Source organism: Actinomarinicola tropica (assembly GCF_009650215.1).
GTDB lineage: Bacteria > Actinomycetota > Acidimicrobiia > Acidimicrobiales > SKKL01 > Actinomarinicola > Actinomarinicola tropica.
Window position 1 is genome coordinate 3,123,966 of the sequence record NZ_CP045851.1, and the last position, 14,822, is coordinate 3,138,787.

Genomic DNA, 14,822 nt, shown 5'->3' on the forward strand with positions numbered 1-14,822 from the left:
CTACGCTGGCCGTGTGGCCGTCCCCTTCGATCGCGACTTCACCGTCGAGCACGGGCACGTGGACCAGGTGTCGCCCACGATCCGGCGGATCGTGGCCCCGAACCCCGGACGGTTCACGTTCACCGGCACCGGCACCTACGTCGTGGGCCACGGCACCGTGGCGGTGATCGACCCGGGGCCCAACCTCCCCGAGCACCTCACGGCACTCGAGGCCGCCCTCGACGGCGAGACCGTGTCGCACATCCTGATCACCCACACCCACGGCGACCACTCGCCCGCCGCTGCGCCGCTCAAGGCCCGCACCGGTGCGCTCACGTACGGCTACGGGCCCCACCCCGCCACCGACGTGCGGATCGGCGACGGCGAGGACGACACGCCGCAGGAGGAGCGCTCCGACCGCGACTTCGTGCCCGACGTCGAGCTGCGCGACGGTGACGTCGTGGCCGGCGACGGCTGGACCTTCGACGTGCTGCACACCCCGGGGCACATCTCCAACCACCTCTGCTTCGCCTACCGGGAGGAGAAGGCGCTCTTCACCGGCGACCACGTGATGGGCTGGTCGACGTCGGTCATCCCGTCGCCGGACGGCGACCTCACCGCCTACATGGCGAACCTGCGGCGCCTCCTCGATCGCGACGACGACGTCTACTGGCCCACGCACGGCAAGCCGATCCACGAGCCACGCCCCTACGTGGCCGCGCTGATCGCCCACCGCGAGGAGCGGACGCGCCAGATCGTCGAGCGGCTGTCCGCGGGCGACCGCACCATCGACGAGGTGGTCCCCGCCCTCTACGCCGACGTCGACCCTGCGCTGCACCCTGCGGCCGCACGGTCGGTGCTCGCCCACCTCGTCGCCCTCGAACGGGAGGGGGCGGTGCACGCCGACGGCGATCCCCTGACGCCGTCGACGACGTGGACCCTCCGCCGGGGACGCCCGTGAACCTCCCCGAGGGGCCGGCGCACGCCGCCATCGACATCGGCACCAACTCGATCCACCTCCTCGTCGCCCGGTCGCCCGCGCCGGGACGCCTCGAGGTGCTGGCGCAGGAGAAGGAGGTCGTGCGCCTCGGCCACGGCGGCAGCGACATGCGACGCCTCGACCCCGACGCGATCGAGCGGGGCATCGCGGCCCTGCACCGGTTCCGCCAGGTGGCCGACATCTGGGACGCCGACATCACGGCGGTCGCGACGTCGGCGGTGCGCGAGGCCGAGAACCACGACGAGTTCACGTCGCGGGCCCGCGACGAGGCCGGCATCGAGGTGGAGGTCATCTCCGGCGTCGAGGAGGCCCGGCTCATCCACCTCGGCGCGCTCCACGCCCTGCCCGTCTACGAGGAGCGGCTGTTCGTCGTCGACATCGGGGGCGGATCCACCGAGCTGGTGGTGGGGCAGCGGGAGGAGGTGCTCGAGGCCCGCAGCCTCAAGCTCGGCGCGATCCGGCTCACCGACCGGTTCTTCTCCGACGAGCCGATCACGAAGTCGATGGTGAAGGACTGCCGCCGGTACGTGCGCTCGTTCCTGGAGCCGACGGCCCGCGAGCTCGTCACCCTGTCCCCCGAGGTCGCCGCGGGGTGCTCGGGCACCATCGAGACGCTGGCGGCCATGGCACTCGCCCGGCGGGGCGACGACCCGGGGCGCAACCTCGGCAACCTCTCGGTGACCGCGTCCGAGATCGCCGCCGTCGTCGACGAGATCGTGTCGGCACCGACCGCCAAGGAGCGGGCCAAGCTGCCCGGGATGGAGGCCAAGCGGGCCGACATCATCGTCGCCGGGGCGATCATCCTCGAGCAGGTGCTGGCCGCGCTCGACGTCGACGAGCTGCGGATCTCCACCTTCGCGCTGCGCGAGGGGGTGCTGCTCGACCAGGCGACGCACCGGGGCGGGGGCCCCCGCCACCACCTCACCGACCTGCGACGGGCGAGCACCGTGCACCTGGCGGACGCGCTCGACCCCGACCGGGCGCACAGCGACCACCTCACCGCGCTCGCGCTCCAGCTGTTCGACGACACCGCCGACGTCCACGGCCTCGACGACGCCTACCGCGAGCTGCTCGAGGCCGCGGGGCTCCTGCACAACGTCGGGCTGTTCATCAGCCACTCCGCGCACCACAAGCACTCGTACTACGTGATCCGCCACAGCGAGCACCTCCTCGGGTTCACCGACCACGAGATCGAGCTCATCGCCCAGATCGCCCGCTACCACCGCAAGAGCGCGCCGAAGGACAAGCACCCGGAGTGGGCGGGGCTGAGGTCGGCCGATCGACGCGCCGTCGCCGTCCTCGCGGGCCTGTTGAGGGTGGCGATCGGCCTCGACCGCAGCCACGCCGGCGCCATCGCCGAGGTGCGGGCGACGGTCGACGAGTCGTCGGGGAGACTCGACGTCGTGGCCGCCGCTGCCGACGGCGCCGACCCGTCGCTCGAGCTGTACTCCGCCGATCAGCGCAAGGACCTCTTGGCCGACGCCCTCGGGCTCGACGTCGAGATCAGCCTCGGGGCCTGACGAGCTCGTCGTCCCAGCCCTCGTCGACGAGCAGGCCCACGACCCGCGCGCGGCGCTCCTCGACGTCCGTCGAGGGCGGCACCGCATCAGCGACCAGCGGGATGTCGAGCGCGATCAGCGCCTGCACGTCCGGCGCGGGCACCTCGTCACCGGCGCGCGGGGGGACGCCGGCGAGGAGCCCGTCGAGCGCCGCGAGCAGTGGACGGGTGGCCGCGGGGTCGGGCCGGGCGTCGGGGTCCACCGCGTCGAGCAGGTGGAGGGCCTCCGTCAACGTGACCACGGCCGGGCCGAGAGCCGCGTCCCGCTCGACGCTGTGGAAGTAGCGCACGACGGGATAGGCGAGGCGCTGCTGGCGCAGGGACTCGACGACCGGCGTCAGGTCGGTGAGGTGCTGGGAGAGCGACCCGAAGCCCGAGCCGCTCCAGGCACGGGTCAGGAGGTCCGTCGGCGAGCGACCGAGTGACGACACGTGGTTGGCGAACTGCCGGCGCGCCGACACCGCCGAGACGACCGGCAGCAGGAACGTGATCGTCAAGGTCACCAGCACGAGACCGGTGCCCGACATCACGGCGGTGGCGATCCGCCACCACCCCTCGCCGGGCTGCAGGTCGCCGAGGCCCAGGGTGAACACGCTGAAGCCGACGAAGTACACCCGTCCCGAGAGAGACGCCGGGACGCCCGACGGCTCGCGGACCGCCCCCTCGGCGCTGGCGAACACGAGGGTCCACCCGACGAGGGCCAGCGCGGTCCAGAGGACGAGGACCGAGGCGGCGACGGCCACGCCGGCGGCGCTCAGCGCGCGGTGGCCAGGGCGGCGGGCGTGGAGGGCGAGCGCACCCCGCCAGGCGGCGTCCGCGATGCGACTCGTCACCGGACCGGCGCCGCTCCCGGCGGCGAAGGTCGTCCACACGACGTCGACGATCGTGACGGCGAGGATCGCCAGGCCGAGCAGGATCAGGGCAGCCATCCCCCCGACCCTACGGGCCGGGGTCAGCCGACGTTCTTGTCGACGTGGACGATCCTCCGTCCCGTCACCCGCTCGGTGTGCACGGCGACGACGTGGTCCTTCACGCCCTCGGCCCAGGGGCGGAGCCGACCGGCGTCGATCGTGGCGCGGCGCTCGGGATCGGTGACCTCCTCGGCCCGTCCGGTGACGACCACGCTCCAGCCGGTGTGGTAGATCGGATCGGCCTCGTCGATCTCGAAGGCCACGACCTGGCCGCGCGCCGCGGCGTCGAACTTGGTGCCGCTGGCCGTGCGGAAGAGCACCTCCTCGCCGTCCACCACGTAGTTGACGGGGAAGATCATCGGGTGGCCGCCCTCGACCACCGCGACCCGTCCGACACCCGCGGCCCCGAGCAGCCGGAGGCACTCCTCGCGGCCGAGGACCTCGAGCCCGCTGCGATCGTCGATCAGACGCATGGGTCGCCTCCTGGGTCAGTCGTCGCCGACGTCGGCGGTGCGGGTGACGAGGACGAGCCCCGGGTGGTCGTGGACGACCTCGCTGGCGACGCTCCCCGCGACGACGCGCGCCAGGCCGGTCCGACCGTGGGTGGCCAGGGCGATGGTGCTGCAGCCGCGCTGGGCGGCGAACCGGACGATCTCGGCGGCGGGGTCCGAGCCGTGCAGGACCTCCCAGTCCACCGAGGGCACCTCGCGCGGCATGGCGCCGGCGATGCGCTCGACGTACGCCTCCTCGACCATGTCCCCGCCGGCGTCGCGGACCTTTGCGGCGTCGGAGGGGTCCCCGACCGTCACGATCCACATGCCGACGCCGAGCGCCGTCGCCCACGAGGCGGCCAGCGGGAGGATCGACTCCGACCGGTGGCTGCCGTCGAGCGGCACGAGGACGGGCCCGGGGACGGTGGCGTCGGGCGCCGACGACGGACCGACCAGCACGAAGGGCCCGCCGACCTCGCGGAGGGCCTCCTCGGCGACCGAGCCGAACAGGGCGCGGCCGATCCCGCCACGCCCGTGCGTCGTCATGCAGACGACGGCGCCGGCACGGGCGGACACCGCGTCGCGGAGAGCGCCCACGGGGCCGTTCAGCGGGTCGAGGACGATCTCGCCGCGCGGCGCGCCCAGGGCCTCGAGCCGCTCCGAGAGGTCCGTGCGGGCGAGGTCGACGTCGTCGGGGTGGACCGCCTGGAGCAGCACCAGTGCGGCGTCCATGCGCCGCGCCAGGTCCGCGGCGGGCGCCAGCGCGGCGTCCGCCAGCTCCGACCCGTCGATGGGGACGATCACGTTCTCGAACATGTGAGCTCCTCTCGGCTCCACCGTGCCGTGGCGACGGTCACCGCGGCAAGGGTCGAAGGTCCCCGTCAGCCGGCGCGGTCGGCCTGGAGGGCCGACCGGCGCACCTTGCCGGCGTCGTCACGGACCGGCACGTCGACGCGCTCGAAGCTGCGGGGGATCTTGTAGCGGACGAGCCGTTCGGCGAGGAACGCCCGCAGGTCGTCGTCGGATGGTTCCGGGGCGGACGGGTCGAGGTGCACGACGGCGTGGACCACGTTGCCGAGGTCCTCGTCGGGTAGCCCGATGACGGCGCAGGACGAGACCGCCGGGTGCTCGTCGAGGGCGGCCTCGACCTCGGCGGGGTACACGTTCGACCCCCCGGTGAGGATCATGTCCTTCATGCGGTCCGCGAGGTACAGGTAGCCGTCCTCGTCGATGGCGCCCATGTCGCCGAGCGACTCCCACCCGTCGCGGGATCTGGCCTCGGCCCCGATGTAGCGGTAGGTGCGGGGCCGATCGGGGTCGATCCGCATCCACAGCTCCCCCACCTCGCCCGGCGGCAGCTCGTGGCCGTCGTCGTCGCAGATCTTCATCGAGCACGGCGCCGGCCGGCCCACCGACCCGGGGTGGTCGAGCCACTCCTGGCCGCTGATGATCGTGACGCCCTGGGCCTCGGTGCCGGCGTAGAGCTCCCAGACGCGCTCCGGTCCGAGCCACCCGATCCACTCCCGCTTCAGCCACGGCGGGCACGGGGCACCGAGGTGGAGGATGCCCTCGAGCGACGACACGTCGCGACCCGTGCGCACGTCCTCGGGCAGCCGCCAGATGCGGTGCATCATCGTCGGGACGAGCAGCATCCAGGTGACCCGGTGCTCCTCGACGAGGCGGAGGCACTCCGCGGCGTCGAAGCGCGTCATGACGATGAGGTGGGCGCCGGTGAAGAGACCGTTCATCGAGAACATGAACGGGGCGTTGTGGTACAGCGGGCCGGGCACCAGCTGGACCCCGCCGAGACCCTGGCCGAACGGGCGGGGCTGCTCCGGGTCGGTCACGCCGGCGGCGCCCGAGACGATGATCTTCGGACGCCCGGTGCTCCCGCCGGACGTCGGCGCCTTGAGGGCCGACGCCGTGCGCTCCGGCAGCGGCCCGTCGGCGAGGGCGGGGTCGGGCGAGAACCCGGGCGGGAGGCAGCGGCGCGACCCGTGGGCGCCGGGCTCGACCCCGACGACGATCGGCGGGTCGACGAGCTCGACGATCGCCTCCCGCTCGCGGAACGGCAGCCGAGCCGACACCGGCTGGGGCGTCGCGCCGAGCTTCCACGTGGCGATGCAGGCCTCGTAGAACTCGATGCCGTTGGGCAGCCCGATCGTGACGAGGTCGTCCTGGCCGACGCCCATCGCCTCGTAGGCCCGGGCCAGCCGGTTGGTGGCGCGGTCCAGCTCCTGCCACGTGACCGTCCGATCCTCGTGCGTGATCGCCGGGCGGTCCGGGTGGCGTGCGGCGAGCCACCCCACCGCGGTCCCGATCGGCATCTCCGACATGCATCCCCCTCGTCCCCGGACCGGCACCGACGCCGGCCTCCGCGCCACGATGCCATGCCCCGGGGGCCCGGGCATGATGGGCGGGATGCCGCCCGACCCCGACCCCGACGCCCACGTCGCTCCCGACCTGCCGCCGCTGACGATCCCCGTCGTGTTCGGGAGGGCGCTGCGACGGCGCTGCCCGGTGTGCGGCGGCGGCGGCATCTTCCGGCGGTGGCTGCACCTCGTCGAGCGGTGCCCGACCTGCGGGTTCAGGTTCGAGCGCATCGAGGGCCACTGGCTCGGCAGCCTCGCCGTCAACTCGGTGGCCAGCTTCGGGATCCTGCTGCTCGTGCTCGTCGTGGCGTTCGCCGCCTCCTACCCCGACCCCTCGATCCCGGTCCTGCTCGGGGTCACGGTCGGCGCGGCGATCTTCCTCCCCCCCTTCCTGTTCCCGTACAGCAAGACGACCTGGACCGCCGCCGACCTGATCGCCCGACCGCTCACGCCCGACGACCTCGTCGATCCCCGCTACTGGCCGCCGCAACGCCCGCCACGCCGGCGCTGACCCGGCGTCAGTCCTCGCGGGGGCTGTCGGCGGCGGGGTCGAGCAGCTGGCGGCGCAGCACCTTCCCGGTGGGGTTGCGCGGCAGCCGATCGTGGACGACGACCTCACGGGGCACCTTGTAGTTGGCCAGGTTCTCGCGGACCCACCCGCGGAGCGCCTCGTGATCGGCGGATGCACCGTCGACGAGGACGACGTGGGCGGCGAGGCGCTGGCCGAACTCGGGGTCGGGGACGCCGACGACCGCGGCGTCGACCACCTCGTCGTGGCGGAGCAGGACCTCCTCGACCTCGCTCGGGACGACGTTCTCCCCGCCGGAGATGATCATGTCGTCCTCGCGACCCTCGACGTAGAGGTGCCCGCCGGCGATCCGCCCGACGTCCCCGGTGCTCATGTAGCCGTCGACCACCTGCTTGGTGCCCCCGCCGGTGTAGCCCTCGAAGGCCATGCCGCTGCGCACGAAGATGCGCCCGCTGGCCCCGGCCGGCACGTCGTGGTCGCGGTCGTCGAGGAGGCGGACCTCGATGCCGGGCAGGACCGGCCCGGCGGTGTCGGCATGGGCACGCAGCTCCGACGGGCCCGCGAGGGCGACCGCCGCCACCTCGGTGGAGCCGTAGAGGCTGTAGAGGTTCTCGCCGAAGGCGTCCATCCACCGGTGCGCGAGCCCGCCGGGCAGCGCCGACCCGGAGAGGAAGACCACCCGCAGCGACCCGGTGTCGTACCGGACCCGGCGGTCGAGCGGCAGCTCGAGGATCCGTTGCAGCATCACCGGTACCGCAACGAACGTGCCGACGCCGTGGCGGTCGATGGCGGCGAGGGCGTCCTCGGGGTCGAACCGCTCGCGGAGGACCATGGGCGAGGCCATCAGTGCGGCGGTGATGAAGCCCGAGAGGCCCCACGTGTGGAAGAGCGGGGCGCTGACGAGGGTGGGGTCCCCGGAGCGGAGGGGCACCTTGGTGAGCACGCCGGCCTGGGAACCGGCTCCGCTGCGGGACCCGGCGCGGGCCGTCGAGCGCCGGGCACCCTTCGGGGTCCCCGTCGTCCCGGAGCTGAGGATCGTCACCTCGCCGGGGGCGGCGGGCGGCGCCGGCGGGGTCGAGGGACCGGCGGCCACCAGGTCGTCGAACGTCGGCGTCCCGTCGGGGGGCGCGGCGTCCGCCGACGTCCACGCGACGGCGCGGGGTGTCGCGGCGAGGCCCGCGGCGTCCACCACGTCGTCGAACGACGCGTCGTGGGCCAGCGCGGTGACGCCCTCCCGGGCGACCACCTCGGCGAGCTGCGGCGCGGCGAAGCCGGTGTTGAGCAGGACGACGTCGGCGCCGAGCTTCGACGCCGCCACGACCGACTCGACGAAGCCCCGGTGGTTGCGGCAGAGGACGCCGACCGTGCTCCCGGCGTCGACGCCGATGCGTGCAAGCCCGTGGGCGAGGGCGTTCGTGCGGTGGTCGAGCTCGGCCCACGTGAGCGTCCCGCGCTCGTCGACGACCGCCGTGCGGTCGGGATGGCGGGCGGCGGCGGCAGCCACGAGCCCCGCCGTGGTCGGGCCCCGCTCGCGCAGCGCCCGTGCCATCCGGACGAAGCGGTCCGGTCGCACCGGGTTCAGCAGGCCAGTGCGGGCCACGGCCGTGAGCGTGCCGACCGCGTCCACCACGCCGGTGATCCGTTCGCGTGTCCCCACCGACAGCCCTCCCCCGTCGTCCGGCGCCGACGACGGTACCGCTCCGGACGGCGACGTGCCCGGGCCGTCAGCCGTCGAGGTAGGCGATCTCCGGCTCCGGTCGCAGCGGGACCTCCACGTCCCCGGCGGGCCAGCCGAGGTAGACCAGCGCGACGATCCGGTCGTCGTCGCCGAAGCCGCACATCTCGCGCACCCGCGACGAGCGCAGCGGTGCGCCGGACGCCCAGAACGAGGCCAGGCCGGCGGCGGTGGCGCCGAGCAGGAACGTCTGCACCGCGGCCGCGACCGCGTCGCGGTTCTCGGCGTGCAGCTCGGGGTCGGGGTGCGGCGCGGCGGCGACCATCACGATCGTCGGGGCCCGCAGGTACTTCACGAGCGCCTTCTCGAGCTTGGCCTCGTCGTGGACGCCCTCGTCGATGAGCTGCTCGGCGGTGAGCTCACCCAGGCGACGTCGGGCGTCGCCCGTGAGCACGGCGAAGCGCCACGGCCAGGTCTTCTTGTGGTTGGGGGCCCACGTCGCCAGGCGGCACAGGCGCGCGACGAGGTCGGCGGGGACCGGGCGCTCCCTGTCCATGAGCAGGCTCGTGCGCCGGCGGGTGACGAGGTCGGAGAAGACCGCGAGCTCGGCGAGGCGCTCGTCCGCGCCCTGGATGGGGTCCGAGGACATCGTGGCTACGTTACCGAGGCGTGCCCACCCCACCTCTCGACGCCGACGTCCTGGTCGTCGGCGCCGGCATCGTCGGCCTGGCCACGGCGCGGGCGCTCCAGCACGCCGAACCCGCCCGCCGGGTCGTCGTGGTCGACAAGGAGCCCGACGTGGCGTGGCACCAGACGGGGCGCAACTCCGGGGTGGTGCACTCGGGCGTCTACTACCGCCCCGGTTCGCTGAAGGCCCGCCTCGTCGCCGAGGGCCGCGCCGAGCTGAGGGACCTGTGCCGCGACCGCGGCCTCCCCTTCGTCGCGTGCGGCAAGCTCGTCGTGGCGACCCGACGCCAGGAGCTCGACGCCCTCGACGAGATCGAGCGACGGGCCGAGGCGAACGGCGTGGCGGTGGAGCGGCTGGGCCCGGAGGGCATCCGCGAGGTGGAGCCGCACGCCGCCGGTCTCGCCGCCCTGCGGGTCCCGAGCGCCGCGGTCGTCGACTTCGGGGCCGTCGCCCGGGCGTTGGCCGACGACGTCCGAGCGGACGGCGAGGTGCGTCTCGGCGCCGCGGTCGATGCCCTGCGGCCGACGAGCGCAGCGGTCGAGGTCGACGTCGGGGACACCACCCTGCGAGCGGGTCAGGTGGTGAACTGCGCGGGCCTGCACGCCGACGTCCTCGCTCGCCGTGCCGGCCACCGCAGCGACGTCCGGATCGTGCCGTTCCGCGGCGAGTACCACGAGCTCGCGCCGCATCGTCGGGAACTGGTGCGAGCCCTGATCTACCCCGTCCCCGACCCCCGCTTCCCGTTCCTCGGCGTGCACCTCACCCGGATGGTCGACGGCAGCGTGCACGTCGGGCCGAACGCCGTCCTCGCCCTGGCGCGCGAGGGGTACCGCTGGCGCGACGTCGACCTGCGGGAGGTGCGCGAGCTCGCCGCGTCGCCGGCCCTGCGGGGCCTGGCCCGCCGCCACTGGCGCACCGGGGCCGGCGAGGTGGCGCGGTCCGCCAGCCGGCAGCTGGTGGCCCGCACCGTCCGACGACTCGTCCCCGGCGTCGGGGCCGACGACCTCGTCCGCGCCGGGGCCGGCGTGCGGGCCCAGGCGTGCCGTCCGGACGGCACGCTCGTCGACGACTTCGTGGTCGAGCGCTCCGGCCGGATCGTGCACGTGCTGAACGCCCCCTCGCCGGCGGCGACGGCCTCCCTCGCCATCGGCCGGCACGTCGCCGGCCTCGTCGACCCACATTCCTGACCGGCCCGGTCGGGAATCGGCGCGCCTGCGTTACGCTGCACCGCGAACCCGTACGACGCACCGACGAGAGGACGTCTCCATGGCACTGCACATCGGCGACACCGCACCCGACTTCACCGCCGAGTCCACCGAGGGAACGATCAACTTCCACGAGTACCTCGGCGACGGCTGGGGCGTGCTGTTCTCGCACCCCGCCGACTTCACGCCCGTGTGCACCACCGAGCTCGGCCGGGTGGCGGCCCTGAAGCCGGAGTGGGAGAAGCGCAACGTCAAGGTCCTCGGCCTCTCGGTCGACCCGCTCGACGACCACCAGCGCTGGAGCGGCGACATCGCCGAGACCCAGGGCACGGCGCTCAACTACCCGCTGATCGCCGACCCCGAGCGCAAGGTCGCCGACCTCTACGACATGGTCCCCCCGGCGGCGGAGAACAACCTGACCGTCCGCTCGGTCTTCGTCGTCGGACCGGACAAGAAGGTGAAGCTGATCATCACCTATCCGGCGAGCACCGGGCGCAACTTCGACGAGATCCTCCGCGTGATCGACTCGCTGCAGCTCACCGCCGACTACTCGGTGGCCACGCCGGTCGACTGGAAGGACGGCGACGACGTCATCATCGTCCCCGCCGTGTCGGACGAGGAGGCCAAGGAGCGCTTCCCGAAGGGGTTCACCGCCGTGAAGCCCTACCTCCGGACCACCCCGCAGCCCAACCGCTGACGCAGGGTCAGACGGCGCCGGTGGTGGCGGCGCCGGCGGCCAGCGCGGCACCCCGGTAGACCTGGCGCCAGCCGCCGGCGTCGATGCCGAGCTCCGCCAACCGCCGTGTGGCGTCGGAACGGGCGGCCCGATCGGGCCGCCCGACCGCGTCACCGGCCTCAGCCCGCGCCAGGCGGACGAGCGCCTGCGCCACGCGGTCATCGGTGGCGTCGGCGAGGACGGCCGCCTCGTCGAACAGCTCCTCGGCGGCGTCGGGGGCGCACGCGCCGACCCGGCACGAGGCCAGCGCCAGCAGCGCGGTGACCCGGTCGAGGTACGTGGCCCGCCCCGCCGAGCGCACCTCGTCGCACAGCCGCTCGACCTCGGCGACGTGGCCGGCGACCGCAGAGGCACAGGCCAGCGCGCTCAGCGCGTAGCCGCTCGGCGCCTCCTCCATGCTCGGCGTGGCGGCCTGCTGCAGATGCTCGACGGCATCGTCGAGGCGCCCCAGCTGGGCGAGCGCCAGCCCGAGGGCGACGAGCCGGTCGCTCTCGCCGACCACGGACGGGTCGAGGTCGTCGACCGACACCAGCGCGACGGCACGCAGCGCCCGCTCCGGGTCGCCGACCGACACCGCCGCGGCGGCCACCGCGGTGGGGCCGAGCGTGGCGGCGCTGCCGACCTCGCCCCGACCCATCTCGACCGCGAGGTCGAGGGTCCGGAAGCCCTCGCCGACCGCGCCGATCGCGACCAGCGCCCGACCGAGCACGGCGGCGGACTGGACCTCGCGGTCGACGTCACCGAGGGCGTGGAACATCTCGAGCGCCTCCTGCGCCCGGCCGACGGCGTCGGCGGCGCGGCCCGACCACAGCCGGGTGGACGCGGTGAGGAGGACCATCATCCCCTCGCCCCAGCGGTCACCACGGCCCTGGGCCTCGACGAGGATGCGCTCCCCGATGGCGTCGGCCTCCTCCCAGTGCCCCTGGTGGAAGCGCACCCACCCGCGCAGCCCGGTGGCCCACCCCCACCCGCCGCTGTCGCCGATGTCGGCGAACATCTCGACCGACTCGTCGATGCGCCGGTCGGCCTCCGAAGGACGACCCTCGAGGTAGGCGAGCCACGCCAGGTTCTGGAGCGCCCACGCCTGGCCCCGCCGGTCGGCCAGGGCCGCGAAGGCGTCGAGCGCCGCGGCCATCGTCCGGCGCGCCGCCTCGGTGTCGCCGCTGAACAGCTCCGCGAGGCCGCGCTGGCGGAGCGCCTCGGCCATGCCCGCCCGGTCGCCGGAGGCGGTGAACTCGTCCTCCGCCTCCCGCAGCGTCTCGACCGCGAGGTCGAGGTCGCCCTCCTTCTCCTCGATCGACCCCAGGATGAGCAGCGCCTGCGCGTGGCCCCGCCGGTCCTCCAGCTGGAGGCTCAGCTCGCGTGCCGCCTCGGCGTCGATCCGGGCGTCGTCGAGGTGGCGGAGCTCGGCTCGGGCGCGGGCCCGGCCGAGCAGCATCGCGACCCGCTCCGGGCTGGCGTCGGTGGACAGCAGCGACACAGCGCGGTCGAAGAGCCGCTCGGAGACGACGTGCATGTCGCCCGCCTCGGAGCGCCGCGCGCCCTCGGTGATCCAGCGCAGCGCCCGCTCGACGATGTCGGTGGGGATGCCGTGGACGCCGTCGAGGTCGGTGACGACCTCGGCCGCCGCGCCGTAGTGGTGGGCCAGGCCGTCGACGATCCCGTCGGAGACCTCCGTGCCCCACGTGAAGTTGCGCTCGAGGTACTCGCCGATGCCGTAGTGCCGCAGGGCCCGGGCGACCTTGGTGAGCGTGTTGTACGCCACCTCCCGCACGAGGTCGGAGCGGAACGTGTACCAATCGCCCCGCTCGTTGAGGACGAGGATCTCCTTGTCGACCAGGCCGGCGACGGCGGCCGTGACCTCCTCGGCGCTGCGCTTGCCGTGTCCGGCGCGGTCGGCGGCCGCCATCAGCACGAGGGCGTCGACGGTGCCCTGCCGCCCGTAGACGGCGGCGTCCTCGAGGGCACGCCGCTCGCCCCGGGTGAGCCCGTCGAGGCGGGCGGCGACCAGCCCGCGCAGCGTGTCGGGCAACGCCGCCTGTGGCCCGCCGGTGCGGAGGTCGCCGCCGCCCGAGGACATCAGGGCGACGAGCTCCTCGAGGAAGAGCGGGTTGCCGCCGCTGCGGTCGAGCAGCTCCTCCCGCAGGGCCGAGTCGACGCGACCGTCGAGCAGCCGATCGAGGAGGTCACGCGCGGCATCCCGCGCCAAGGGATCGACGTTGACGACGAGCGTGTTGTGCCGGCCGTCGGGCGGGGCCCACGACTCGCGGAACGGCGGGCGAGCCGTCGTCAGGAGGAGGAACGGTGAGTCGACCAGGCGCTCGAGGAGCGCGGCGAGCAGCTCGAACACCGGCCCGCTCGCCCAGTGGAGGTCGGCGATGACCATCATCACCGGTCGCTGCTCCAGGACCGGCTCGAGGAAGCGGACGACGGCGCGGGTGACCTCCTCACGGGCTCGTGCCGGGTCGATGCCGCGCAGCGGGCCCTCGAGCCCCATCAGGTGCACCAGGCCGTTGGTCACCCGCTCGAGCTCGTCCCCCTCGAGGCTCGCAGCGTCGGGGGACGTGAGCGCGTCGACCACCCGGCTGCGCACCGTGGCGACCGGGTCGTCCAGGCTGGCGCCGACCCCGGACCGGACGGCCTCGGCCACCGGCCACCAGGCGTTGGACTCGCCGTAGGCCACGCACCGGCCCTGGAGCACCACCGCGCCGTGGTCGTCCGACGCGACCCGGGCGACCTCGCCCGCGAGTCGCGACTTGCCGACCCCCGCCTCGCCGATGAGCGTGACGAGGGCGGCGCGGCGGCGGACGACGGCGGACTCCAGCGCGTGGCCGATCAGGCCCATCTCACCGTCCCGACCCACGAGCGGGGCACGGGTCGCCCGACGGCCGTACCCCGGCGGCACGAGCGGGGCGAGGGCCCGCCAGGCCTCCACCGCGACGCCACGACCCCGGACCTCGAGCGAGCCGACCGGCTCGTACTCGATGACGTCGGTGGTGGCGGCGTGGGTGGCCGGTCCGACGAGCACCTGGCCGGGTTCGGCAGCGGTCTGCAGGCGCGACGCGGTGTTCACGACGTCGCCCATCGCGGTGTAGTCACCGCCGGCGCGCAGCGCGCCCACCAGCACCTCGCCCGTGTTGACGCCGATGCGCATCTGCAGGCGGGCGCCGAGTCGCTCGGCCCGGCTGCGCAGCGTGCCCTGCATCTGGAGCGCGGCGCGCACGGCCCGCTCGGGGTCGTCCTCGTGGGCGACGGGTGCGCCGAAGAGCGCCACGATGGCGTCGCCGACGATCTTGTCGACCCGGCCGCCGAAGGAGCGGATGTCCTCGACCAGCGCCTCGAAGCAGTCGTCGACGAGGAGCTTGACCTGCTCCGGATCGCGCTTCTCCGAGAGCCCCGTGAAGCCGACGAGGTCGGCGAAGAGCACGGTGACGATGCGCCGCTCGTCGACCTGGACCTGCAGCTGGTGCCCGCACGAGGGGCAGAACCGTGCCCCGTCGGGGGTCGGGGCGCCGCAGCTCGGACAGATCACCGAGCCAGCATACGAGCGGCACCCGGGGACGTGACACCGTTCACAACCTCGGGAAACGCCCGGCACGCGGCGTCGGTGCGTGCGTAGTGTCCTCACGCCCGGGCCGGCGCCTCGACGCGCGCCCGGATCCGCACGCCACGACGAGA

Annotated in this window: 12 protein-coding genes; 5 read left to right on the forward strand and 7 right to left on the reverse strand. The window is 74.2% G+C overall.

The features are described from left to right. Positions 1-13: 13 nt before the first annotated feature. Both GH723_RS15280 and GH723_RS15285 read left to right on the forward strand, forming a co-directional pair. On the forward strand, positions 14-940 hold the full coding sequence (locus GH723_RS15280; RefSeq protein ID WP_153760453.1) for an MBL fold metallo-hydrolase: 927 nt from the start codon (positions 14-16) through the stop codon (positions 938-940). After that, positions 937-2,499: a Ppx/GppA phosphatase family protein gene (locus GH723_RS15285; protein WP_195210354.1), complete on the forward strand. Its 1,563-nt coding sequence runs from the start codon at positions 937-939 to the stop codon at positions 2,497-2,499. The genes GH723_RS15280 and GH723_RS15285 overlap by 4 nt, the downstream gene beginning before the upstream one ends. Here the strand turns inward: GH723_RS15285 and GH723_RS15290 are convergent. From GH723_RS15290 to GH723_RS15305, 4 genes are all read right to left on the reverse strand, one after another. Next, positions 2,483-3,466: an ion channel gene (locus tag GH723_RS15290; protein ID WP_153760455.1), complete on the reverse strand. Its 984-nt coding sequence runs from the start codon at positions 3,464-3,466 to the stop codon at positions 2,483-2,485. The two genes, GH723_RS15285 and GH723_RS15290, sit on opposite strands and share 17 nt — an antisense overlap. Positions 3,467-3,489: 23 nt before the next feature. Continuing rightward, positions 3,490-3,921, reverse strand: coding sequence for a pyridoxamine 5'-phosphate oxidase family protein (locus GH723_RS15295; protein ID WP_153760456.1), 432 nt, complete (start codon positions 3,919-3,921; stop codon positions 3,490-3,492). A gap of 15 nt (positions 3,922-3,936) precedes the next feature. Next, entirely contained in the window at positions 3,937-4,755 is an 819-nt protein-coding gene (locus GH723_RS15300) for a universal stress protein (protein ID WP_153760457.1), read from the reverse strand. Positions 4,756-4,820: 65 nt separating this feature from the next. Continuing rightward, positions 4,821-6,275: an AMP-binding protein gene (locus tag GH723_RS15305; protein WP_153760458.1), complete on the reverse strand. Its 1,455-nt coding sequence runs from the start codon at positions 6,273-6,275 to the stop codon at positions 4,821-4,823. A gap of 85 nt (positions 6,276-6,360) precedes the next feature. On the opposite strand from GH723_RS15305, the gene GH723_RS15310 reads away from it, so the two are divergent. Next, positions 6,361-6,822, forward strand: coding sequence for a DUF983 domain-containing protein (locus tag GH723_RS15310; RefSeq protein WP_195210355.1), 462 nt, complete (start codon positions 6,361-6,363; stop codon positions 6,820-6,822). A gap of 7 nt (positions 6,823-6,829) precedes the next feature. Here the strand turns inward: GH723_RS15310 and GH723_RS15315 are convergent, their stop codons facing one another. Both GH723_RS15315 and GH723_RS15320 read right to left on the reverse strand, forming a co-directional pair. Beyond that, a complete protein-coding gene (locus GH723_RS15315) occupies positions 6,830-8,497 on the reverse strand; it encodes an AMP-binding protein (protein ID WP_229022873.1) in 1,668 nt (555 codons plus the stop codon). Positions 8,498-8,564: 67 nt separating this feature from the next. Further along, positions 8,565-9,164, reverse strand: a complete 600-nt coding sequence (locus GH723_RS15320) for a nitroreductase family protein (RefSeq protein WP_153760460.1) — start codon at positions 9,162-9,164, stop codon at positions 8,565-8,567. A gap of 20 nt (positions 9,165-9,184) precedes the next feature. Between GH723_RS15320 and lhgO the strand changes: the two genes are divergently transcribed. Together lhgO and GH723_RS15330 are read left to right on the forward strand one after the other, a co-directional pair. Next, the gene (gene lhgO, locus GH723_RS15325) at positions 9,185-10,390 is read left to right on the forward strand and encodes an L-2-hydroxyglutarate oxidase (protein ID WP_153760461.1); all 1,206 of its coding nucleotides are present in this window, start codon (positions 9,185-9,187) and stop codon (positions 10,388-10,390) included. Between the two features lie 79 nt (positions 10,391-10,469). Continuing rightward, on the forward strand, positions 10,470-11,105 hold the full coding sequence (locus GH723_RS15330) for a peroxiredoxin (protein WP_153760462.1): 636 nt from the start codon (positions 10,470-10,472) through the stop codon (positions 11,103-11,105). A gap of 7 nt (positions 11,106-11,112) precedes the next feature. On the opposite strand, the gene GH723_RS15335 is transcribed toward GH723_RS15330, so the two are convergent. Continuing rightward, positions 11,113-14,676: an adenylate/guanylate cyclase domain-containing protein gene (locus GH723_RS15335; protein ID WP_195210356.1), complete on the reverse strand. Its 3,564-nt coding sequence runs from the start codon at positions 14,674-14,676 to the stop codon at positions 11,113-11,115. Positions 14,677-14,822 lie beyond the last annotated feature (146 nt).

Coding starts and splice junctions, on each gene's coding strand:
- GH723_RS15300 (WP_153760457.1), bottom strand. CDS start 4,755: ATGTTCGAGAACGTGATCGTCCCCATCGACGGGTCGGAGCTGGCGGAC.
- GH723_RS15330 (WP_153760462.1), top strand. CDS start 10,470: ATGGCACTGCACATCGGCGACACCGCACCCGACTTCACCGCCGAGTCC.
- GH723_RS15305 (WP_153760458.1), bottom strand. CDS start 6,275: ATGTCGGAGATGCCGATCGGGACCGCGGTGGGGTGGCTCGCCGCACGC.
- GH723_RS15310 (WP_195210355.1), top strand. CDS start 6,361: ATGCCGCCCGACCCCGACCCCGACGCCCACGTCGCTCCCGACCTGCCG.
- GH723_RS15320 (WP_153760460.1), bottom strand. CDS start 9,164: ATGTCCTCGGACCCCATCCAGGGCGCGGACGAGCGCCTCGCCGAGCTC.
- GH723_RS15290 (WP_153760455.1), bottom strand. CDS start 3,466: ATGGCTGCCCTGATCCTGCTCGGCCTGGCGATCCTCGCCGTCACGATC.
- GH723_RS15295 (WP_153760456.1), bottom strand. CDS start 3,921: ATGCGTCTGATCGACGATCGCAGCGGGCTCGAGGTCCTCGGCCGCGAG.